Source organism: Thalassoglobus sp. JC818 (assembly GCF_040717535.1).
GTDB lineage: Bacteria > Planctomycetota > Planctomycetia > Planctomycetales > Planctomycetaceae > Thalassoglobus.
In genome coordinates this window covers 161,049-182,435 of the sequence record NZ_JBFEFI010000004.1, presented here as the reverse complement: position 1 = coordinate 182,435, position 21,387 = coordinate 161,049, and the positions used below count along the sequence as shown (strand labels likewise).

Here is a 21,387-nt window from a genome sequence, read left to right as displayed (position 1 = left end):
TCACATGGTAGGACGCGAGTCTTACGTCTTGATCGACGCCTGGCGCGGTGTGGATTTCAGCAACATATGGGAATGCCTTGATGAGCGAGCAGCAGCAGTTGCGTGGTGGAATGGTCGGAGTCGGAATGATCTTCGACGAGACGTATCGTCCCTTCTTTGAGACTGCCGCGCGCGAGGGGCTTTACGATCGTCGATTCGGCCTGATCGACGTGCAGCTGGCTGCGATCGGTTCCAGAACCGGATCGCGGGCCGAAGCTTATCGCTCTTCTGCTCCAGAAGAGATGCGAAATTTCGTCAGCGTAGTCGGGACATCAGCTGTCGACGAAATGTTGTCGAACGAGAACCTGGACTTTGTCTGCGTCGCGACGCCTGACGATCGGCATTTCGAGATCTCGAAGAAAGTTCTTGAAGCTGGCAAACACCTTCTCATCGAAAAGCCATCCGTGTTGAGGCTTGATCAGCTTGATGAGTTGATCAAGCTTTCGCGCGAAAAAAATGTGCTTGCGAAAGTTGTCTATCACAAGCTTCTCGATCCTGATCACAAGAAGCTGAGAACGCTCGTTGTTGATGACGTCTTGCAACATGTGAACAACGGATACTGCACGCTTCTGGAACCGAAACTGATTTCCGGAAGCCAGTTCTCTGAATGGATCACTGGACGTAATCCGGGAACTTATGTCGCGGTGCACTACATCAAATTGATTGACTATACGTTCGGCGGGAAATTGAAAACGGTTCAAGCGACTGGACAAAGAGGCTTGGTGCGATCGGCGGATTCCGACACCTGGGACAGCGTTCAAATGCGGCTGATCTACGAGTACGCAGACGGACGCGAAGCGGCCTTCGATCTGCATACGTCGTGGGTCACTCCCGACAATTTTCCCGGCTACGTGGAGCAAGAGGTGCAGTTTCGCTTCGACAACGGAGTGTGGAACGGTCATTCACGAAAGCGGGGCGTGGAACTGACGGTCGAGGGACGGACACCGATCGAGATGAAGCAGTCGATCAATAATCATTACAACGGATCATTCATGGAGCCTTGGGGAGAGCGTTCTCAGCGAGGCTACGGAATCGAAGTCATTGAGCGGTTTGTACGCGAAGTTGCCAATGTTGAACTTGGTGGACCGGAAGAGAACCGTAACGAACGGCTGAAGGCAATGCAGTCGCTTGCGTACAACGATGTCGATGCCGATCGTCAGGTTGTTTGTGCGGTTCAAGCTCTGGAAGCAATTTTGCATTCAGCAGCGAACGGTGAGCCCGATGGTGTTGCTCGCGTTAACGATGAGCGGGGTGGGCTGGTTCTTTACTTGCCCGGGAAAGCAGAGCCAGAAATTCTTTACAAGCCGCGAGTGTGACTCGCGAACGAACTTATTCGTTGGCACCCAATTGGCAGTAGGGGCACGGCTTGCGATACACGATCCGGTGGCATCGCGAGCATTCCCTCGGTCCGTAGAGCAAGGGAGCTTCCATCTTGAATTGCTGGTAAATCAAGTAGATGAAGATGAGAAGCACGAACGAAATCAACGTGATCGAGCCTTCGTTGCTGAACATGATCGCATGGATAATGATCAGGCAGCAGCAGAGGGCATAGATTCCAATGACCCACCATTTGTTTCGCTGAAACGCTGTTTTCTGAACTTGTGAGTTCACCTTCTCCGCGACATGAGATTCGAGGAGATCGGTTTTCTCACGTTCGATCACAACAACATTTTTCGCATCGACGGACTTGAGAAGTCTCTGGCAACTGTCCAGAACGCGAAAGACGTCATCGAAAGTGAAAGCTTGTTGATGAGCCCAGCGGTTTCGGAATTCTCTCAGCTCGCTGACGAGGCTTCTTTCGTAATGTCCGAGATCGTGTCGAAAGACGGAATTCCATTGGTCCCACATGACTGTCAACAGTGAGTGGGCATCCCAGTCGATCGATTTGCCGTCCTGCGTGAGTCGACTGCGGTCGTCTCGAAAACTGCTTTCGACAGATCGCACCCAGTTATCGCGATGGATTTTCCTCAGTTTCTCTTCGACATACGGGGCCAGTCCTTCGGTCAGAAGGTCGAGTCCGGTAGAAATACGTTCGCGATTGGTGGCCACAGTAATACTCTTGAGGGGCTAGAAAGGCTCTGGACTATTGTTGTCGATGAAGACCCGTTCGGCGATGATGAATTTCGGAGAGCGCCATGCGATCGTCGAGTCCGATCGCTGATGAATCGAAAAGGACGAAGATTCCGATGACATTGGATAGAGTGACCAATCCGATCAATCGCTGCAATCGTTATCGCCGTTGCGATCCGAAAGCACCACTCACATTCCCCAATTTCCCTCCGTTGGGACTCTAAGCGTGTTTCCGGAAATTGTATTTGGACAACCCGGACTTCTATGGGGAATCGCAAGTGCCGTTCTTCCCGTGGCGATCTACTTGCTGATGAAGCGGCAGGTGCGAATCGAGAACTGGGGAGCGACGCGGTTCTTGCAGGTCGTTGTCGAGAAACGGCGTCATCAGATTCGGCTTCATTCCATTCTGCCGCTCTTGTTAAGAATCCTCGTTATTGTCTTACTGGTGCTCGGAGCATCTGATCCGCATCAGGCAAGCGATTGGAATGCATCTGAAGTCGATGTTCCGGTGCATCGACTTCTCATTGTTGATGTCTCGATGAGTATGGCGGCCGAAGACGAGGAGATCTCCCGGTTCGATCGAGCTCTCGCTCAGCTCGAAAATCTCTTTCGCACAAGTGGACCAAATGATTCATGGCAACTGCTTTTGCATGGCAACAACTCTCGGCCCGAGCGAATTCGGCTCCCAAGCTATCAACTGGAAGCGGTTGCTTCGGAAGTTCGTGAACTCAAGCCGACATTCCAGTCAGGAAACGTCGCTGCGACACTCACACGTGCCATTCGTATGGCCGAAGAGTTTCCCTCCGATAGCGTGGAAGTCATTTTTTTTACAGATCTTCAGCAGTCCGAGTGGGCAACAACAGCGGATTCTCCCTCAAGGCTTCGCGAACTGCTTGATCAACTCAGTCGGTTAGCAACAGTCATGATTGTCTCCCCCGATGATGGAGACCGATTGTCGAATGCGACCGTCAGTGCAGACGCCGTGCAAGGCGATCTGTCAGAGCGAATTGATTTGGAAGTTCCGTTCAAGGTGACCAGCTTCGCGAGCGAGAATGATTCTATCGAGGTTGGCTTTCAGGTTGATGGCGAATCGATTGGAACTCGAAGAGTCAGCGTTGGTGATCAGAATCAAATCGCTGGAACGATGTCTTTTCAGATTCGTCAGCCCGGCGTGCACGCACTCCGATCGGAAACTCGACAAGATGCTCTGGACGCTGACAATGTTTTCTGGTCGCCAGTGATTGTGCATGGTCCCGTCGACATACTCATCGTGCGAGGGGCAAGCGATGAAGTGAAAGAAGTGTCGGCGAGCGATTTTTTGAACGCAGCCTTGGCGGTTCCTGAAGGGGCAATCAGCGGAAGTAGCGTCAACCAAGAATCGACGCAGGCAACTTCCAATCGAATTCGGACTATCCCGCGCAGCGAGTACTCCGGCGAGCAGTTGAGTGAGTGTGATGTTGTTCTGTTTTGCGGGATTCCCGTACTGACTCTTGTCGAAGCAGAGCAACTCCGACAGTTCGTCGAGACCGGCGGAGGCGTGATGTTTTCGGTCGACGAAACAACAAGTGCGGCGGCTGTCAATCAGGTTTATGGGAGTGAGGGAATCGATCTTCTGCCTGCGTTGCTGGGAGAACACCAGTCAGCTGATCCGAGATTCGAAGAGTCTTTCCGGTTTGAAGCGGAGCCGTCAACACACGCGATTGTGCGTGAATTTCGAAATTCCCCCGAATCAGGTTTCGCGACCACGCGGATCTATCAATACCTGAAGTCGAGTATCCCGGAGATCACCGAAGCTGACGTTCAGCGTGTTGTCGATCTCGTCAACGGAGATCCGCTGATTGTGGAGAGGCAAGTTGGGCTGGGAGCGGTTGTTCTCATCAATACAAGCTTTGAACCACAATGGGGAAGTTGGGTTCTCTGGCCCAGCTTTCTTCCGATGATGCAGGAGATGGTTCGATCTTTAAGTTCACTGGAACGAAGAGTCGTGGTATCGACAATCGGAAGCGGAGCCGACCCGGTTCTGTCTGCCAGTGAGCCGCTCAATCGAATTGAGGACGAACGAGGTAATCTTGTGTGGGAGATGTTGGGACGTCCGACGTCGACCGATCAGTTGCTTGGAACGGTCCTGGCACGACCCGGAGTTTTCCGTTTGAGCTTCGGCGACAATGGTCAGGCTCAGCAAATTCTGTTTCGAAATTGCGACCAGACTGAGAGTGATTTGAAGACTCTTCGGCCTGGCGATCGAATTCGGAAGGAGATCTTTCAGAGCCTGAATGTGACCGTGACTGAATCGCTGGATGACCCGTCCGGATATGCCCCGTTTTCTGATCCAGTTTCGGTACATGCTTACTCCCGTTGGTTGTTCTTTTTCGCGTTCCTGTTTCTTCTCATCGATATGATTCTCGGCGTCTCTTATCGGTTTGGAGCGGGGATGCTGGTGGGCCTTCTGTCTGGCATTTTGATCATCTGGTCTCTGCCGATGTCGGCCAGTGCTGTTTTCATCATGGTCACTGGAACGATGTTGTTGGGGGGAATTCTTCTGTCTCGCGTACTTGAGAATCAGATGCCGTTTCCGAGAGGGACACGAATTTCGGGATGATCAAACCTTTTCGGGTGGTCACCGGGGACCAAAGAATGTGCCGGACGGAAGTTCGAAGGCATAAGAGATCACGGTTATTACGCCCATGAAAATGCAGAAGGGAAGATGCTCTGGAGGCATTTGGCCGGGCTTCCTAAAATCAGTCATTCCCCTAAGATTGGAGTGAAAGCCAGCAACTTGAATCGTTTCCCGTGCCCTCATTGTTCTGCCCCTTTACGTGTCCGCGACTTGAGTCGACGTGGACAGACGATTGAGTGTCCGGACTGCTCTCAACCGGTTCTGCTGGAAGAGCAGAACGGTCGATTGGTGGGCGTCGAACCGATTCAGCTTCCGGACTCGTTACAATCGCGAGTCGGTTCCTCGTTTCCCGCCCGCGTTGTTCTCGTTGGGATCGTTGCTGTCGCTGGCATTTTGTGGTTCTTTCTCAAACCAGAAGCGACATCAACGGCCATTTCACCTTCGCCAGACGCTGATGTTCCTCCGAAGTTGGTGGAGACTTCGGAGGAGCCTGATGCTGATCCGGTTTCCGTCGATAACGATGGGAAGACGAACGAGACAGATGCAGACAAGATTGATCCGCTGCAGCAACGACTCATGAAGATTTTCGGTTCGATTGATCGTCATCTCGCTACCACTGGATCGTACGCGAATGGAATGGATCTGAACCGCGATGAGACCGTGCCGAGATGGAGTTGGATTGCTCAACTCGAGCGGGAAGAGGACGCCGGGAACATCTCGCTCGATTGGGAGGCAACCTGGAATGACCGACAAAATGACTCCTTTGTCCGTCGTCGACTCGAGCAATATCAAAACCCGGACGTGAAACGACTAACCGGAGATGATCGTTACCCAGCGACACATTTCGCAGGCGTTTCCGGTGTAGGCCCGGATGCTGATCGATTGCCGGTCAATCATCCCCGGGCCGGGATCTTCTCGCCATTTCGAACCGTTCGGAAGTCGGACATCGTCGACGGGACTTCCAACACGATGCTGATCGTCGGAGTCCAGTCGATGCTGGGAGCATGGGCGCGTCCGGGAGAGGCGACGATTCGCAGCTTCAATCAGGAACCGTACGTCAACGGACCGGATGGGATTGGAACGGGCGATCCGGATTCGATGTTCGTGTTGATGGCAGATGGATCCGTCAAACAAATCGCCGCTGCGACTGATCCACGCATCGTTCGACGAATGGCAGCGATGGCTGATGGGTTGAGTCTGGAAACCGATCAAAACGGGATACCGCTGGAACTCGAAGATCAAGTTGATGAGACGCCCGAAGATTCGCCAGCTCAGGAGCCGATCCTTCCGCAACTCGCGTCTGACGGTCTCCCTTTCTCAATTGATGATCGTCTGGAGCAACGACTCGTCGAGTATCGATTGACGTACCCCACCCCGGTGGCAACTCTCTTACGGGAGTTCTCGGAGATCGCCGGAGTATCCGTTGATCACAGCCAGGTTGCTCCCGAGCAATTGGAGCAAACGGTGACCTTGAGTCTGCAGGATGTTGATCTTCTGGAGTTGTTGAAAGAGATCACCGGAGCGACGGGCCTCGACTTTGAAGTGCAGGCCAGGCGTATTCAGATCTTTCCAAAAAACGAGGAAACAGAGTCTCCTGAAGAGTGATGACCCGGTGTGTTTCTAAGCCAGCACGAGGAATTCTCCGTTGGCTCATCGCAATCAGTGGACATGCCGAGAGCATGAAAATCGATCGCCCGTCAGGGGAGAGGAGGGCTCAGAACAGCGATCAGGCTTGGATCAACCAATCGTCTGTGTGTAGAATTGCGATGGTTCGCTCACTCTAAGTTGAACCGCCCTCGCGATTGCCGCTTGGCCAAATGGTCATCCCAATGTGTGTCCACCGGCATCCTTTGCCTTTTTCGCCCTAACTGCTGATAGACTGCTGTCATGACGAACACGGAAACCATCACCGGACGGATCCTTATTGCTGACGACAACGAGCAGAACAGGGAGCTGCTGGAAGCGTATTTGAGCGATGAAGGGCACGAAATCCTCATGTCGGAGGACGGGCAAAAGACACTGGACAAGGCACGCGCTGAGCTTCCGGACCTGATTCTCCTCGACATCATGATGCCCAAGATGAGCGGATACGAAGTCTGCCAACAGCTTCGCTCGGCTGAGGAAACGAAACGAATTCCGATTCTGATGGTGACCGCTCTCAAGGAATCCGGCGACATTGAGAAAGCAGTCGCTGCCGGAGCCGATGATTTCCTCAGCAAACCTGTCAATCGTCTGGAATTGAAGACGAGGGTTCGGTCGCTGCTAAGAGTTCGACATCTGACGAGCGAGCGTGATCGTCTGCTCGCTTACCTTCAGGAAGTCGATGCTCCTCTGCCGAAGTAGATGAAGCTGAATTCGGCAGTCTGACTGCACAGAGTTGCGTAAGTGTCACTGACTGTTGCAGTTACTGTTTTTGATGGGCGATGGGAATTATTTTTCCAAATTTCAAAAAAAAACGGACGCGAATCAGTCTGCACGCTGTAACTCTTTCTGTTTCCGTGAGTTACGGGCTTAGCCTGTGCGGGGCAAGAGTCAGTCCCGGAAACTTGTGAAAACTGGTGCTGCTCGCTTATACTGCCACGCTTTCGTTCTCAGCAGCGCCCCCAGTCTCCACATTGATGTCGGAGCTGGTGATTCCATCGAGCAGATCGTGTGATTGCGCCTGCGTAACATCGGTGGTTAAGATACGGAGTCAATTGAAATGAAGGTTCGCTCAAGCGTTAAACGCATCTGTGAGCATTGCAAAGTTGTCCGCCGAAAAGGTCGCAACTTCGTCATTTGCTCCGCCAACCCACGCCACAAGCAGCGGCAGGGGTAGTCGCACGCAGCCGTTGAAGATGGCTCTCGTGTGACGGGCGGCAATTTTCGGAACGCTTCAGCGTTGGGCAGATGGTTCGATCAAGAGATTGAACAAAACGTCAGGAGTGACATCCTGAATGATTCAAATTTGTCTCCGCACGGTTGCCGTTAGAAAATACAGAGTTGGGGAAGTGAGTACAGGCAGAATGGTCGACATCAGAATGTGAAGTTCGCACTTCCCGCTGGATGACGTCACACAAGTGTGAATGACCAGGTTGTTGTATTCCGCATCGAGGAGTGAATTCCTCGTCGTGTTTTTCAGTCGAGTTCCGCAGTCAGTCACGTCAACATGACTCCGGTCGAGTGAAGAAATTTAGAAGTCACGAGTTTAGCGAAGTAGAAACAGGAAACTCTCATGCCTCGTATTTTGGGTGTGGACATTCCAAACAACAAGCCGACCTACATCTCCTTGCAGTATCTGCATGGGATTGGTGAGGTGAAAGCAATCGAGATCTGCCGAACGCTCGGTCTCGAAACTCATCGTCGAGCTCGTGAGTTGAGCGACGACGACATTCAGCGAATCAACAACATCCTCGACAATCAATATGTTGTGGAAGGTCAGTTGCGTCGCCAGACCGGGGACAACATCTCCCGTCTTCGCTCGATTCAGTGCTACCGCGGAATCCGCCATCGTCGTGGATTGCCGGTTCGAGGTCAAAATACACAGACAAACGCCCGTACTCGCAAAGGTGCCAAGAAAACGGTTGCCGGTAAGAAGGGTGTTAAGGATATGCGTCACTAAATTGGCTGTGGTTGGATTCGTCTCGTGGGACTCGTTCGGTTTCCGAACTCACGGTATGGCGAGATCACGGGCAACTGTTCTCTTGGTTTGACCCGATTTTCGATGGGGTCAATGAATGCGGATCGCAGTTGTCCGCGGTGTTTGATCAGGTTTTGTGCCTGATGAGATTTCCAGAATCGTATTCGAACAAATTACTTTTTTGAGGGGTTCGCTCTGTGGCCAAGGCCAACAAGAAAAAACGAACACGGCGTAACGTCAATCGCGGTGTTGCACACATCAAAGCGACGTTTAACAACACACTCGTTTCGATCTCTGATACGAACGGCGATATCCTGTGTTGGGCGTCCGCCGGGACTGTCGGTTTCAAGGGATCTCGAAAGAGTACTCCGTTTGCTGCTCAACGTGCTGCAGAAACATGTGCCGACCGGGCTCGCAAGTTCGGTGTCCGTGAACTGGAAGTCCGAGTCAAAGGACCAGGTTCAGGTCGTGAAAGCGCCATCACCGGATTGCAGGTCGGAGGAATCTCGATCAAAGCGATTGAAGATGTGACACCTCTGCCGCACAACGGATGTCGGCCTCGTAAGCGTCGTCGCGTCTAATCACCGTTTGGTGTCAAAGAACTAATCGCCAGTTTGCCTGATGCGGTGCAGCGATGTCCGTGATTTGGCTTTTGATCGACACTGATCGTCGTAATAAGGAGACTGCCCGGTGAGAATCCGATGGAGAAATCTTGAGCTCCCAAGTCGTGTCGTGCCTGTCAACGAGACAGCGACTGACACTTACAGTGCGTTCGTCGCTGAACCTTTCGAACGCGGATTTGGACACACCATTGCTAACAGCCTGCGTCGCATTCTCCTCTCCAGCCTCGAGGGAAGTGCTGTCACACGCGTGAAAATCGGTGGGATTCAGCACGAGTTCACAACGATTCCGGGTGTCGTTGAGGATGTCACGGATATCTGCCTGAACCTGAAATCACTCGTCGTTAAAAATCACAGCAGCACCAACAAGACTCTGCGTATCGAAAAGCATGAGCGTGGCGTTGTGACTGGGGCAGATGTGATCACCGACGATCAGGTTGAAGTGATTAACAAAGACCTGATCATCGCGACCATGACTGACGACGTTCCACTCAGTATGGAACTGACCGTTGAAAACGGACGTGGCTACATCCCAGCTAAAGAAGCTTACGAGGCCAGCCCAGAACTGGGTGTGATTCCTCTCGATGCAGCATTCTCGCCAGTCACTCGAGTTCGTTACAATGTTGAAGACACTCGTGTCGGTCAACGTACGAACTACGACAAGCTGACTTTGGAAATCTGGACGGACGGTACTGTTTCTCCGGAAATGGCACTCGTGGAAGCTTCCAAAATCATGCGGAAGCACCTCAATCCGTTCATCAACTACCAGGAACCAGGCCCAGAACTGCCACCAGAGGCAGGCTTGAAGGGTATGCTGGAAGCAACAGGCTACTCACCGATTGATCTCGAACTCGAAGAGAAGCTCAATCGAAGTCTGGCGGAACTCAATCTTTCTGTTCGTGCGACAAACTGTCTCGAATCAGAAGGTATCAACTCAGTGCGAGACCTTGTTTCTCGGACTGAAGACCAGTTGCTGACCGTTCGCAACTTTGGTGAAACAACATTGGTTGAAGTGCGTGAGCAGTTGAATCAGATCGGACTGCGTTTGGGAATGCGAGTTCCTGAGCGGTCACGGATGTAATCAGCTGGGGTTTTCAGATTCAGGATATTGATGAGTTGCAGGCAGCAACTCAATGAATTGATTGTGGATAAAGTACTATGCGACACCTGATGAGAGGCCGGAAGCTCGGTCGCAATTCGAGCCATCGTAAAGCGATGTTTCGAAACATGGCTGCAAGTCTGATCAAGACTGTGCGAATCGACGAAGATGCCGAAGGTGCACCTAAGGTTTCCGGTCGAATCGTGACCACGGTTGCCAAAGCCAAAGAACTTCGACCATTCGTCGAACGGCTCGTGACAATTGCGAAGAAGGCAGCCCCACACGAGGAGCGAGCAGCCCAGTTCGCCACGACCGCAGAAAAAGGCAGCGACGCTTGGAAGAAGTGGCGCGGATCGAATGAATGGGAGCAGTGGGCACAAGCCATCGCTCCAGCAGTGACCTATCGTCGCCGCGCGTTTTCGATGCTTCGCGACAAGGAAGCTGTTGATATCCTGTTCTCAGAATTGGCCGAACGATTTGCTGATCGCAATGGCGGATACACACGAGTTGTTCAACTCGCGAAAGTCCGTCTCGGCGATGCTGGTAAACAGGCACTCATTGAATTCGTCGGTGAACGCGATCGCGTGAAGCAACGCAGTGTCGCTCCTGTTGTTGTCGAAGACGATGAAGAAAACTTCGCGGCGGAAGATTCGGCTCCAGAAGTCGATGAAACCGAAGCATCTGCTGAGGCAGCGAGCACAGAAGAAGCGGCTGGAGACGACGAAGAAAAGTCGTCATAGAGTTGAACTCTGTGTGATTTTGATTCAATTAAGAAGAGGCTGCGATATCGTCGCAGCCTCTTTTTTTGTCGGATCAGGTAAGGTTTCGAGTCTGGTTTTCTGCATTTGAAAGCCTTTCGCCGATTCTTTAACACCTTGGGGTACAGCACTCTTGATCGACGAGTCGGTTCTGAGATGTGACGCTCAATTGAAAGTTGCGTTTTCAGAAGTGGGCGAAGGGTGTAATATTGCCCACCGAAGGAATTCAGGGTTTGCAACGAGGTCGTACCTTTCAAGGTGGCTCGCGCGGTTGGAATCGTGCTGTTGCGGATGCTGACGCCATTGCGAAAGGAAGCTGTTGTGGCGCGTTTGACTCGACTTCGCTCGGCACTTGGTCCGTTCGATTTTACCGAAGCGATGTCGCAACTCTGTGAAGACATCACTAATCGACACGAAGCGTTCCTGCATATTGATATGGCAGAAGTTGCTGTCAGCTTCGCGCAAGCCCGTTCTCGAGTTTTGCACGGCTTGCAAGCCAAGTTGACTCCGATGCGGTTTGAAAACGGGGCATTAACCTGGCGCCGGAACGGTCAGATATGGACGGTGCAGCGGCTGTATCTTGCGAAACGTGAGATGAAATACATTCTTACTTTCTATCTGCCGCGGTTCCTGGACCAATCGTTTCAGGAAAAGATGGTCACGGTTCTGCACGAGCTCTACCACATCAGCCCAAAGTTTGATGGGGATATTCGCCGGTTCTCGGGGCGGTGCCATGTGCACACCCATTCGCAGCAAGAGTATGATGGTCAGATGGAAGTCTTCGCTCGCGAATATCTGGCGATGCGGCCGCCTGAATCGTTGTACTCATTCTTGCATTGTGATTTTGAAGAGCTGCAAAAACGTCATGGCGATGTGGTCGGTGTTCGAATTCCGATTCCGAAACTGATTCCTGTTAAGAATGCTGCTCGAGCCTAAACGTCAGTGATTCGATCGCACGTTGATTGGGACGAGTGGGCTCTCAGTGCTTCCAAAAAATTGCTTGAAGAAAAGTGAAAAACACAAATCAAAACAGGTTCAGCTGAGTGCACAAAAAGGAGCATCGTTCTTTAGAATTGGGCTTTCAACTGGAATCCTTGCTCACTGATTTTCAGGCAACAGATGAATGACGCTGAGCCAATTGATGACTTTCCTGATTCTGATCTGACCATTGAAGCCAATTGGCAGCTGCGAGCGGAATCGATCACGCTTCGCATCCGGTGGTTCGGGCTGATCGTTGGTTATCTGCTCGTCAATTTTCTTTCACCGACACCAACTCAGCCGTACCTCAACGGAATTCTGACGGTCGGGGCTGTCTATGCTTTGTTTGACTTGGCGTGGCACTATCGGGGTGAGGTCTTTTTCAGCCGCTTTCCGTTAGTGGTGTCGTTCATGGAGGCTGTCTTTATCGGCCTTCTCTGTCACTACGATGAGGGAATCAACAGTCCGTTCCGGCTGTATTACTTTCTCTCGCTTCTGGTTTGTTCGTTGCGGTATTCGCCTTCGGTCACGTATTCAACATTCGCTTTGCACGCAGTCAGCTATTCAACGTTGGCTTTTGAGCCGGCCGCATTAACTCGCGAAGATTATGTGTCGCTGGTGTTGATGCTGATCTTCATGGGCTGGGTCACTTGGGCGGGGACTGCACTCTCCAATCTCTTGAGGCAAACAGGTCGCAAACTGACGCTGCTCAATCAAGAACTTGAAGGCAGAATCCAGCGGCGAACGGAAGAGCTTCAGGAGTCTCAGGCGATTCTTGTTCAGCAGGAAAAGCAGGCAGCGTTTGGCCTCCTCGCTGCGGGGATTGCTCACGAAGTCGGGAATCCGCTCACGGCAATCAGTTCCCTCGTTCAAATGATGAATCGACAGGAACTCGATCCGGAATCGAAGGACCGGTTGAAATTGATCGACGAGCAGCTTCGCCGAATTCAACGCACGCTTCGCGAGTTGATTGAGTTCTCTCGGCCCGGGACGAAGATGTCTCAGCGAATCGATATTCATGAAGTGATTCGCAATGCTCTGGATATCGCGAAGTACTACAAGCGGAAAAAAGGCAAGACGATCAAGACGGAGTTTCCGGAGAATTTGCCGCGAGTGACGGCCGTTCGTGATGAGATTCTTCAAGTTTTTCTGAACCTGATTTTGAATGGGCTCGATGCGACTGAAGAAGGCGGGATGATCGAAATCATCGTTCGGGTTCAGAATGATTCGCTCGAAATCGATGTCGCAGACGATGGGTGCGGGATTCCGTTCGAATCTCAGGAGCAACTCTTTCAGCCGTATTACACGACGAAGTCGAATGGTACCGGGTTGGGGTTATTTGTCTGCCGAAATATCACTCGCTCCGCTGGGGGGACAATGTCTCTTGTTCAGTCGACGCCCGGTGTTGGAACAGTCTTCCGCGTGACGTTGCCGATTATCCAATAGCATCTCATGCGCGAGCTGAGTCGATCGCACTTTGTCTGGACTTGAACTAGCATCCAGCTTGTTTGATTTGTTCGGGTTTCTGAGGAAAGAATCAGCATGAGCGTTCTGCGTTTTCTTCTTTGCGGATTTGTGATGTGTGCCGTATTTGGCGGGGCTTCGGGGCGAACAGTCCTCGCGGAAACGGAATATCCACTCACCGAAGATTCGATCCGGCAGGATGGCGTTCCGGAAGGAAAAGTGATCGGGCCGATTCAATGGCACAGCAAGATCTTTCCCGGCACTGTGCGTGACTATTGGATTTACGTTCCACAGCAGTATGACCCTTCTCAGAAAGCGTGCGTCTTCGTGGTTCAAGATGGAATCAACCGCGCGAAGGGATGGCACCTGCTTCCCGTGCTCGACAATTTGATTCATAAGAAAGAGATCCCAGTTCAAATTGGAATCTTCATCAGTCCTGGTGTCGTTCCAGCTGCGAACGATCAGGCGCAGCCGCGTTTCAATCGAAGCTTCGAATACGACAGTCTCGGCGATCGCTATGCGAATTTTCTTGTTGAGGAAATCCTTCCTGAAGTCGGCAAGGATTACTCGCTGAGCGACGACCCCAATGATCGCGCCATCGCTGGTGCGAGTTCCGGGGGAATCTGTGCTTTCACTGTTGCCTGGGAACGTCCCGATCAGTTTCGACGTGTGCTGAGCACGATTGGAACGTTCGTCGGTCTACGCGGTGGTGATGCTTATCCTGTGATGGTTCGTAAGCACGAACCGAAGCCGCTTCGCGTCTTTCTGCAGGATGGAAGCACGGATCTCAATCTCTACGGTGGAGAATGGTTCGTTGCGAATGAGGCGATGTTGTCCGCTTTGAAATTCTCCGGCTACGAAGTCAACCATGCCTGGGGCGATGGCGGGCACAACTCAAAGCATGCTGCTTCAATTATGCCTGAAGCGTTGAAGTGGTTGTGGGAAGGCTATCCCGGCGAAGTGACTGCTGGGACGACTGAAGGGCGGCGCACGGATTTGCTGATTCCTGGAGAGGAATGGGTTGAGGTCAGCAGCGACCATCGATTCACCGAAGGGCCGGCGATCGATGGCGATGGCAATCTGTACTTCACCGATATCCCCAATGGGACGATTCACAAAGTGGATCGATCTGGGAACAAGTCTGTCTTCGTCGAGAACAGTTCCGGGATCAATGGATTAATGTTCGGTGCTGACCAGAAGTTGTACGGGTGTCAAAACGGAACAAAAAAAATCGTCCGGTACACACTCGACGGCGAAGAAGAAGTTGTCTGCGAAGGGTACCCGTCCAATGACCTCGTGGTCCTTCCAAATGGAGTCGGTTTTTTCACAGACCCGCAGAACAAGAAGGTCTGGCGATTCGATGCTGAAGGGAATGTGACATTGGCTGACGAAGGGATTGCCCGTCCTAATGGAATCATTGTTTCGCCGGATCAGGCGACCCTCACCGTTGCGGACACCGATGGTCGATTCACATACTCATTCACTCTGGACGAAGACAGCCAACTGCAGAACAAGCAAGTCTACGGGCATCTGCACCTTGAAGATCAGGAATTAAAGAGCGGAGCAGACGGAATGACCGTCGATACCGAAGGCAGAACGTACGTCACCACTCGCGTCGGCTTGCAAGTCCTCGACCAGCTGGGGCGAGTCCATTTCATCATCGACAAACCTCAAGATGCCTGGCTCTCGAACGCTGTTTTCGGTGGTGAGAATCTGGATCTGCTCTACGTCACTTGTGGGGACAAAGTGTTCTGCCGAAAGATCAAAGCCACAGGTGTTCGTCCGTGGGAACCGGCAGTCAAGCAGCCGAAGCCAAGCTTATAGGCAATCCGCTCCGTCAAGTCTTACGGAGCGGCATTCACTTACCGGATCTCCTCGCTTGCACTGGTCACGTCTTCGATTATGAGAAGTTCAGTGCAGGCGAGTTCTGATCGTGAGCGCAGCTATGCTCTCAACTGGTCAGAGGAAGAAACTCTGACTGTCGCGGAAACGAGAGTGAATGCGGGAATTTTGAGGCGAGTGTTGCGGGAAGAATTCCTACTCTGCGTCGCGACGAGCAAGAAAGCGACCGCCGCTGATAAACATTCCTCCATCGCACGGTCGACACCATTCGATGAGCACGCGGTATTCGAATTGACGTGTTTCGCTCGCCATTCGAACGGTGACTTCGCCCGGATTGATTTGCCCCTTGTGGAGCAGTCCAATCCCGAAGCGGCTGATTTCTCGGGTCATCGTGGAGATGGTGTTGCCACGTAATGTGGTGACTTCAGCCGGGACTGAAAGCTGAAGTCGTTCCGCGCTGCGTTCGTGATTCGCGTCGGACTGGTTAATACTCTCCAGCACCGAACGAAGATCATCCATACTGGGACGAGCACCAGGATCGTTAGACATTGTCACAGTTCTCTGCAGGAATTATCTGTTCACTTGCAGATATGCTAGATCACAATGGTTCCGTTCGACGGGCCGACCAGTGAATTGAAGATGGGCGAAGGCGGATTGATCCCGAATAACCGTCTCAACTGTTACGCTCGGTGCCTGACGGAGAGGTTGAAATCGCTCGGCACTGTTCGGAAACGAGAATTTCGATTCGAATTCGCCAAACGAAAACGATACCTGTCTCACATCACTAAGCTGCGCGACGGATTTTCAACTCGACCTTCTTTGTTGAATCAGCAGTCGCCTCTTCGGAGGCTGCTTCTTCTTTGGCCGGTTTCGCTCGGTTCAGGCGGGCTCCGATCATCGTGAGCACAGTCGCCATGATAAAAGCCATTGTTCCCCACCGAAGATTCGTCGACGCGGTCATTGCGTTCGCTTTCGCTCCACTTGGGCTGACGGAAGCTTCTGGCTTTGCCGAAGCTTTGGCGATTGCCGGTTCAGCAGCTTTTGGAGTTATCGTCGATGACTTTGCCACTGCTTTGTCGGTCGGCTTGGTCTGCTCGAAGGATTCAAACAGAGGGACTGCTCGGTCCGGATAAGTCTGAGCTTCGGAATCAGTGCCGGCGACAGTTGGCTGCAGGTCTTCCGACTGACTATTTGTCACGACAGGGATTTCTGCGGCATTCGCATCGCGGTTGGCCAGTCCAAAGTCGCTGGGTGTTGGTGCTGCGGTTGGCATGTCCGGATCAGCAACAGGTTCGAGCGAGAACGCTTCGGCAATTTCCGTTTCCGGAACTGCTTCCATTGGTGGAACAGTACCGTCGGCGAGCGGGCTTCCACTGCCAGTAGCTGGTTCAAGTTTTCTGGCTGGTGAAGCTGTATCGTGATCGCCGAAAGAGGGTGCTGAATTGTCTGCGAATTGTTCCCAAGACGGTGCCTTGGTCTTGTCCGCGAACACTTTCTGGTGGATTGCGCTCGATTGTTCTTTTGGCTTGATGCTTGGGATCGCTGACGGCTGTTTACCTTCATGAGGAAGTGGGTAGTTCGATGGCGAACCCCATAGTTGTCCGGCGATTTCTTCGCAGAGTGCCACTGGACACTGATCGAGAACTCCAATCGTCAACTCGTGTTTGTCAGCGATGTGCTTGGCGAGCAATGCACTTCGGTAAGCTGCGTGAGTTTCGCCTCTCATCTGATGCGTGCGTGCCATCGAGATGAGTTGTTCCATCCGATCTCGTGCGCTTGTTTCGCGAGTGACCGGCGTGATCTCTTCGTCGTTGACTCGTTTGATTGCCGATCTTCGCGGTTGAATTTCAGCAAGTTGCGAGGATTCCGGATGCGAGTGCTGTTGAGCTTCAGCGAATTGAACTCTCTGCTGCTGCACTTCTTCTGTCGCTGGTGCTCCGAAAGATGGATCAGCTTGCGCGACGACTTGCGGTTTTTCTGCTGCTGCAGTTGGCTGTGCCTGTGAGTTGAAAGCGTTGCTTGGCACTTCTTCGTCGACTTGAACAATTTGATGCTTCAAGACAACGGTCTCAGCTGGTGCTGTTGCTTCGCTGCTCTCTGCAATCGGATGGACCGGTTGCGATGGGGCAGGTGTCGCTGTGGATGCAAATCCGGGGAATGGGCGTGCTGAGTCGGTGCGGATGAGCGATTCCAGATCTTCCCGAACGGATTGGTTGACCTGTTGAATTCCGTTCCCGGAAGCGGGTTCGCGGAAAGCGATACCCGAAGATGTCGCAGCGCTGCTGGTGGTCTCGCTTCCCGAAACCGTTCGTGTTTCTTGAGGGAACCGAATTTCATCGAGTCCCAGAAACGGATCAGGATGCGGATTGGAAAGTGGGTCGATCGAATTGGATGCAAGTGGATGCTGGCTTCTTCGCGACGGGAGCGAAGTTCGTGACGTTTTGCTGGATGCATCGTCAACAGAAACGAAATCTGGGCCCGGAGAGTGCTGCGTACTGCGCAACGATGGCGCAGCGGTTTCCTGCGGAGTGGTTGCCTCAGCCCGTGACTTTTTCGTGAGAACAGCGCCCAAGTGTCGTGGCGATGGACGAGCGCAGCCAGTCATCTGAAGACCGGAAGCACAAGTTGCCGCGAGTACAAGTCCAGCAATGCGTCCGCGCAAGCGCGGTTGTTGAATGCGCATCACATCCCCCCTTTCGTGATGAGCCAGAGAATCTTCTTCGGTATCGACTGTGGAGCTTCGTTCGGATGAGAGGAATTTGAACGAAATTCGAAATGATCTGACGCTATCGAAAATTCCGTTTGGACCGAAGGAAAGCACGAGTCCGCGAGGTGTTCACCGTTCACTGCGGTGTTTGATTCGATGAAATTTCCAGCCTGGCAAGAAAAATGTGCCTGCTGAGATCACGCCGAAAATTGAGAGTGCGTATTGTGGGAACATCGCCATCGGGAGGGCAGTCAGAAAAAGAATGGCTGCGTGGAAGTAAAACTCGCCCGAAAGAATGCCCGCTTTGGCGATGAAGACAGCTCCCGCGAACAGCGCGAGCACGGGCGAGAGTGTCAGTGCTGGAAGATCGAGAAGGTATTCGATGCCGAAAAGTCCCGTTGAGCACGCCATACTGGCTGCCCAGACGTGAGCGATCTGTCGTTCGACGAAGGTCACCGGTCCCGATCGCCGTCGAATGTTCCAGAAAATGACAGCCCATGTTCCGAGGCCGAAGGTCCAAAGTCCGAAGTACGGAATCCGAGAGTTGATGCCGCTGCTGCGGACGGCTTCAGTTGCGAGGCAGAGAAAAAGAAGAACAGCTGCGTGCCACATCCAGAGGACGCCCCAGTTTTCGAGAACGTTGATATGGTGAGTCGGACGAAAAGCTCGGCTGAGCACTTGTGAGAAATGAGATGATCTCGCGCTGACAGGTTCATGATTCAGGAACGCTTGCAGGTCGTCGGCGAGTGTGTCGGCGGTTGCGTAACGAAGGTCAGCAGGTTTTTGCATCGCTTTCAATACGATCATCTCAAGATCTGCGTCGACAGCTGGATTGAGAAGTCTCGGCGGGGGAGGGTCCTGCTCGAGAATCATCATGAGCGTGTCGATCGGCGTGGCAGACTGGAACGGAGCACGACCGGTGATGCAGGCGTAGAGGATTGCTCCCAGAGAGTAAATGTCGGTGGCGAGTCCGACTTGCTCTCTTTGACCAGCAGCCTGTTCGGGGGCCATGTAGCCGGGGGTTCCCAGAATGGCTCCCGATTCCGTGAGAGTCTCGGAGTTCTCCCCGTGGGGAAGAGAAGGGGTGTCGAAACGTTTGGCCAATCCGAAGTCGGAAACGAAAGGTCGTCCGGTTTCGTCGATGAGAATGTTGGAAGGTTTGAGGTCCCGGTGGAGAACCCCTTGTCTGTGTGCATAGGCGACCGCTCGACAAACTGGGATCATGAGTTCGGCGCACTCACGGTTTGACAACGGGCCCTCTGCGATTCGTTTGGCGAGTGTCGTTCCACTGATCAGCGGCATGCTGAAGAATGGGTGCCCATCGGTGTTCCCTGTTTCGAAGACCGAGACAATGTTGGGGTGGTCGAGTCTGCCGGCTGACTTTGCTTCACTCTGAAATCGAAAGTGATTGATGGTTGTCGCAGTGGCCCCTTGCAGGAGCATCTTGATTGCGACGGTGCGGTTGAGAGAGAGTTGTCGAGCTTTGTAGACAACTCCCATGCCTCCGCGCCCAATCTCGGCAATCAACTCGTAGTCATTGATTTCAGGTAGTTCCGTTGATCGCGCGGGGACATCTTGCAGGAGATCGACCGCTTCGAAAATCGGGGACTGAAGGTTCTCGGCAACAATGATCGTGGCCCAGAGTTCACGAATTTCCTCTGCAAATTCCGGAAGTTTTTCCAATTCTGATTCGAGATTGAATGCCTTGTCGCTGTGCATTTTTTGCAAAAGCGTGTCGAGAATGCGAACAATTGTTTCATCTCGCGTGTCCGAAGGTTGTGTCACTGCGATCCTCGAACTTTGTTGGAAGTTTGCGATATTTTCGTGAATGGGTCTGCTTGACATTGTCGAATCAGCCGATACCGTATGTCTCGCTGGCCCCATCGTCTAGCGGCCTAGGACATTGGATTTTCAGTCCAGTAACACGGGTTCAAATCCCGTTGGGGTCACCTGAACAGGCGGCAACGATTTTAGGATCGTTGCCGCCTTTCTTCTTGCCATAATTTCTTCGGCAACTCAAAACTTCCTCTTCCGGGCTCAGATTCCGACGAATACTCCAGATATGGAACTATTCGGAATCAAGGGAATCGATGGATACTGCATTTGCCTGGCAGCAACTCTTTGAAAACTGGCCATCAACAATGCCTCGTCGGGGGCTCGTCGTGACCGCTGCTGGTGAGACGATTGAGTTTCGCGAATTTCTGACCTCTGAGGGATTGATCGCCCTCGAGCGCGAGCGACCTGACACGACCGGGGCGCGAAAAGTTGTACTGGCATTTTCTGCCATTACGGCAGTCAAGATGACCGACACTGAACCACTTGCCGGTTTGAAGAACCTCGGATTCCAAGGCGCCTGAGCTGCTTAAAAGTTGAGCACTGGGGCGTTGCCTGGAAATTGAGCACTGCTCTGCGTTGAGGTTTGGGTGCTGGACATCGTGTTTGGATGCTGGTATCGTTGTGATGTCATGCTCGTTTTGATGGCGCCAGACGCGGCAGGAAGCCGCTCCTTGAACGAGACTCCCACAGGAAGGAAACCACACTATGTTGGTCCTCTCGAGAAAACCCGGTGAGCGCATCCTGATCGGCGAAGACATTGCGGTCACGGTTGTTCGCATCGGCCCAAACACTGTTCGCATCGGAATTGATGCTCCTCGCGAGATGAACATCGTCCGCGATGAACTCTGCGATGGCGAAGCGACTCAAGCTGAACTTGAAAAGAAGAACCAGAAGCTCGCTGCCCAGTAGAGGGTTGACGGGGCGGTTCTCGAAAACCCGGACATTGGAAGTCGACAAGGTTCTGTCGAATGCCTTTGTTGCTGGTGGGGTGAATGCACGCTGGATGCTGAACCAGCCGTGGGCGATGCTTGAATCAATCGGCGGCTGCGAGCATCTCTGAGCTCACAATTCTGGAAGTAGTTGCGATCACGACCACGTCATTGCGGGAGCAATATCGTTCCTTGAATCGGACGATTCACTGAGGGATCACTCTTTTCGCAGCGACTTTTCCTGTCTGACAGTCGCTTGATTACTCTTCCGGACGATTTCGACGGGTCGTTTTCGATCGCTTTGGAACGTTCGACGGGACCCAGTTTCGCAGGCCGTCTTTCATGTCTCGCAACTCTTCAGCATTCGGCGGGCGATTGTCTCCGTAAGAGCGGGAAGCTTCTCGTGCACGGCGCGGCTGGTATTCTGCTTCGGGGCGTGCCTGCTTGCTGAAAACCCAGTTGTAGACGTTTTTCGGGCTCAATGAGGACGTCGCGCGAATCAGAAAAACAAGCAGGCAAAGTCCAACGAATGTGATAACACCGCTGATGATGGACGTGTACGGATCTCCCCCGGTGACTGCAATGACGAAAAGCAGCCCGATCGCACCGGTCAGGAGGACGAACGTCGATGCCAGGATCGAGCCGTTCGGTTTTCCCGACGAATTGAAAGACTCTCCCGGCATATTGAGTTCCGTCTGCGAGTGCAAAGAAGAGGGACAATATTCAATCATCACGAATGACGGGTGATCGGTCAAGTTTTCCGCACCAGTCGATTTTGATGCGAAGAGTCTCAAGCCGCGCAATTCGAT

General features: G+C 52.7%; 19 protein-coding genes and 1 tRNA gene. 15 read left to right on the top strand and 5 right to left on the bottom strand.

The features are described 5' to 3' along the window. The first annotated feature begins 80 nt into the window (after positions 1-80). The gene (locus tag AB1L42_RS11810; RefSeq protein WP_367055257.1) at positions 81-1,355 is read left to right on the top strand and encodes a Gfo/Idh/MocA family oxidoreductase; all 1,275 of its coding nucleotides are present in this window, start codon (positions 81-83) and stop codon (positions 1,353-1,355) included. A gap of 13 nt (positions 1,356-1,368) precedes the next feature. Here the strand turns inward: AB1L42_RS11810 and AB1L42_RS11805 are convergent, their stop codons facing one another. Then, positions 1,369-2,088 carry a Swt1 family HEPN domain-containing protein gene (locus AB1L42_RS11805; protein WP_367055254.1) on the bottom strand — a complete coding sequence of 240 codons (720 nt, stop codon included), beginning with the start codon at positions 2,086-2,088 and terminating at the stop codon, positions 1,369-1,371. 247 nt (positions 2,089-2,335) lie between these two features. On the opposite strand from AB1L42_RS11805, the gene AB1L42_RS11800 reads away from it, so the two are divergent. From AB1L42_RS11800 to AB1L42_RS11750, 11 genes are all read left to right on the top strand, one after another. Further along, complete coding sequence (locus tag AB1L42_RS11800) at positions 2,336-4,708, top strand: BatA domain-containing protein (protein ID WP_367055249.1); 2,373 nt, start codon at positions 2,336-2,338, stop codon at positions 4,706-4,708. Between the two features lie 228 nt (positions 4,709-4,936). Next, on the top strand, positions 4,937-6,331 hold the full coding sequence (locus tag AB1L42_RS11795) for a hypothetical protein (protein ID WP_367055244.1): 1,395 nt from the start codon (positions 4,937-4,939) through the stop codon (positions 6,329-6,331). 282 nt (positions 6,332-6,613) lie between these two features. Further along, on the top strand, positions 6,614-7,069 hold the full coding sequence (locus AB1L42_RS11790; protein WP_367055240.1) for a response regulator: 456 nt from the start codon (positions 6,614-6,616) through the stop codon (positions 7,067-7,069). A 358-nt stretch (positions 7,070-7,427) separates the two neighbouring features. Then, on the top strand, positions 7,428-7,544 hold the full coding sequence (rpmJ, locus tag AB1L42_RS11785; protein ID WP_146509053.1) for a 50S ribosomal protein L36: 117 nt from the start codon (positions 7,428-7,430) through the stop codon (positions 7,542-7,544). A gap of 396 nt (positions 7,545-7,940) precedes the next feature. Beyond that, entirely contained in the window at positions 7,941-8,327 is a 387-nt protein-coding gene (gene rpsM, locus AB1L42_RS11780) for a 30S ribosomal protein S13 (protein ID WP_367055235.1), read from the top strand. Between the two features lie 215 nt (positions 8,328-8,542). Then, positions 8,543-8,926, top strand: a complete 384-nt coding sequence (rpsK, locus tag AB1L42_RS11775; RefSeq protein WP_146509050.1) for a 30S ribosomal protein S11 — start codon at positions 8,543-8,545, stop codon at positions 8,924-8,926. 109 nt (positions 8,927-9,035) lie between these two features. Next, positions 9,036-10,046, top strand: coding sequence for a DNA-directed RNA polymerase subunit alpha (locus AB1L42_RS11770; RefSeq protein ID WP_367055228.1), 1,011 nt, complete (start codon positions 9,036-9,038; stop codon positions 10,044-10,046). A gap of 77 nt (positions 10,047-10,123) precedes the next feature. Then, positions 10,124-10,804, top strand: a complete 681-nt coding sequence (locus AB1L42_RS11765) for a L17 family ribosomal protein (protein ID WP_367055222.1) — start codon at positions 10,124-10,126, stop codon at positions 10,802-10,804. A gap of 339 nt (positions 10,805-11,143) precedes the next feature. Further along, complete coding sequence (locus AB1L42_RS11760) at positions 11,144-11,758, top strand: putative metallopeptidase (protein WP_367055219.1); 615 nt, start codon at positions 11,144-11,146, stop codon at positions 11,756-11,758. Between the two features lie 183 nt (positions 11,759-11,941). Beyond that, positions 11,942-13,246 carry an ATP-binding protein gene (locus AB1L42_RS11755; protein WP_367055216.1) on the top strand — a complete coding sequence of 435 codons (1,305 nt, stop codon included), beginning with the start codon at positions 11,942-11,944 and terminating at the stop codon, positions 13,244-13,246. 96 nt (positions 13,247-13,342) lie between these two features. Then, positions 13,343-15,088 carry an SMP-30/gluconolactonase/LRE family protein gene (locus AB1L42_RS11750; RefSeq protein WP_367055211.1) on the top strand — a complete coding sequence of 582 codons (1,746 nt, stop codon included), beginning with the start codon at positions 13,343-13,345 and terminating at the stop codon, positions 15,086-15,088. Between the two features lie 213 nt (positions 15,089-15,301). Here AB1L42_RS11750 and AB1L42_RS11745 read toward each other — a convergent pair whose 3' ends face one another. The 3 genes from AB1L42_RS11745 to AB1L42_RS11735 all read right to left on the bottom strand — a co-directional run bounded on the left by AB1L42_RS11745 (position 15,302) and on the right by AB1L42_RS11735 (position 19,598). After that, positions 15,302-15,655 (bottom strand): PilZ domain-containing protein, encoded by a 354-nt coding sequence (locus AB1L42_RS11745; RefSeq protein ID WP_146509039.1) that lies wholly within the window; start codon positions 15,653-15,655, stop codon positions 15,302-15,304. A gap of 235 nt (positions 15,656-15,890) precedes the next feature. After that, entirely contained in the window at positions 15,891-17,789 is a 1,899-nt protein-coding gene (locus tag AB1L42_RS11740; RefSeq protein WP_367055203.1) for a hypothetical protein, read from the bottom strand. A gap of 153 nt (positions 17,790-17,942) precedes the next feature. Continuing rightward, positions 17,943-19,598 carry a serine/threonine-protein kinase gene (locus tag AB1L42_RS11735; protein WP_367055200.1) on the bottom strand — a complete coding sequence of 552 codons (1,656 nt, stop codon included), beginning with the start codon at positions 19,596-19,598 and terminating at the stop codon, positions 17,943-17,945. A 91-nt stretch (positions 19,599-19,689) separates the two neighbouring features. Here AB1L42_RS11735 and AB1L42_RS11730 point away from each other — a divergent pair. The 3 genes from AB1L42_RS11730 to AB1L42_RS11720 all read left to right on the top strand — a co-directional run bounded on the left by AB1L42_RS11730 (position 19,690) and on the right by AB1L42_RS11720 (position 20,558). Next, a tRNA-Glu gene (locus tag AB1L42_RS11730) sits at positions 19,690-19,762 on the top strand. A gap of 141 nt (positions 19,763-19,903) precedes the next feature. After that, the gene (locus tag AB1L42_RS11725; protein ID WP_367055197.1) at positions 19,904-20,170 is read left to right on the top strand and encodes a hypothetical protein; all 267 of its coding nucleotides are present in this window, start codon (positions 19,904-19,906) and stop codon (positions 20,168-20,170) included. Between the two features lie 184 nt (positions 20,171-20,354). After that, positions 20,355-20,558: a carbon storage regulator gene (locus AB1L42_RS11720; protein ID WP_367055194.1), complete on the top strand. Its 204-nt coding sequence runs from the start codon at positions 20,355-20,357 to the stop codon at positions 20,556-20,558. A 280-nt stretch (positions 20,559-20,838) separates the two neighbouring features. On the opposite strand, the gene AB1L42_RS11715 is transcribed toward AB1L42_RS11720, so the two are convergent. Next, positions 20,839-21,261 (bottom strand): hypothetical protein, encoded by a 423-nt coding sequence (locus AB1L42_RS11715; RefSeq protein ID WP_367055191.1) that lies wholly within the window; start codon positions 21,259-21,261, stop codon positions 20,839-20,841. Between the last annotated feature and the right edge of the window lie 126 nt (positions 21,262-21,387).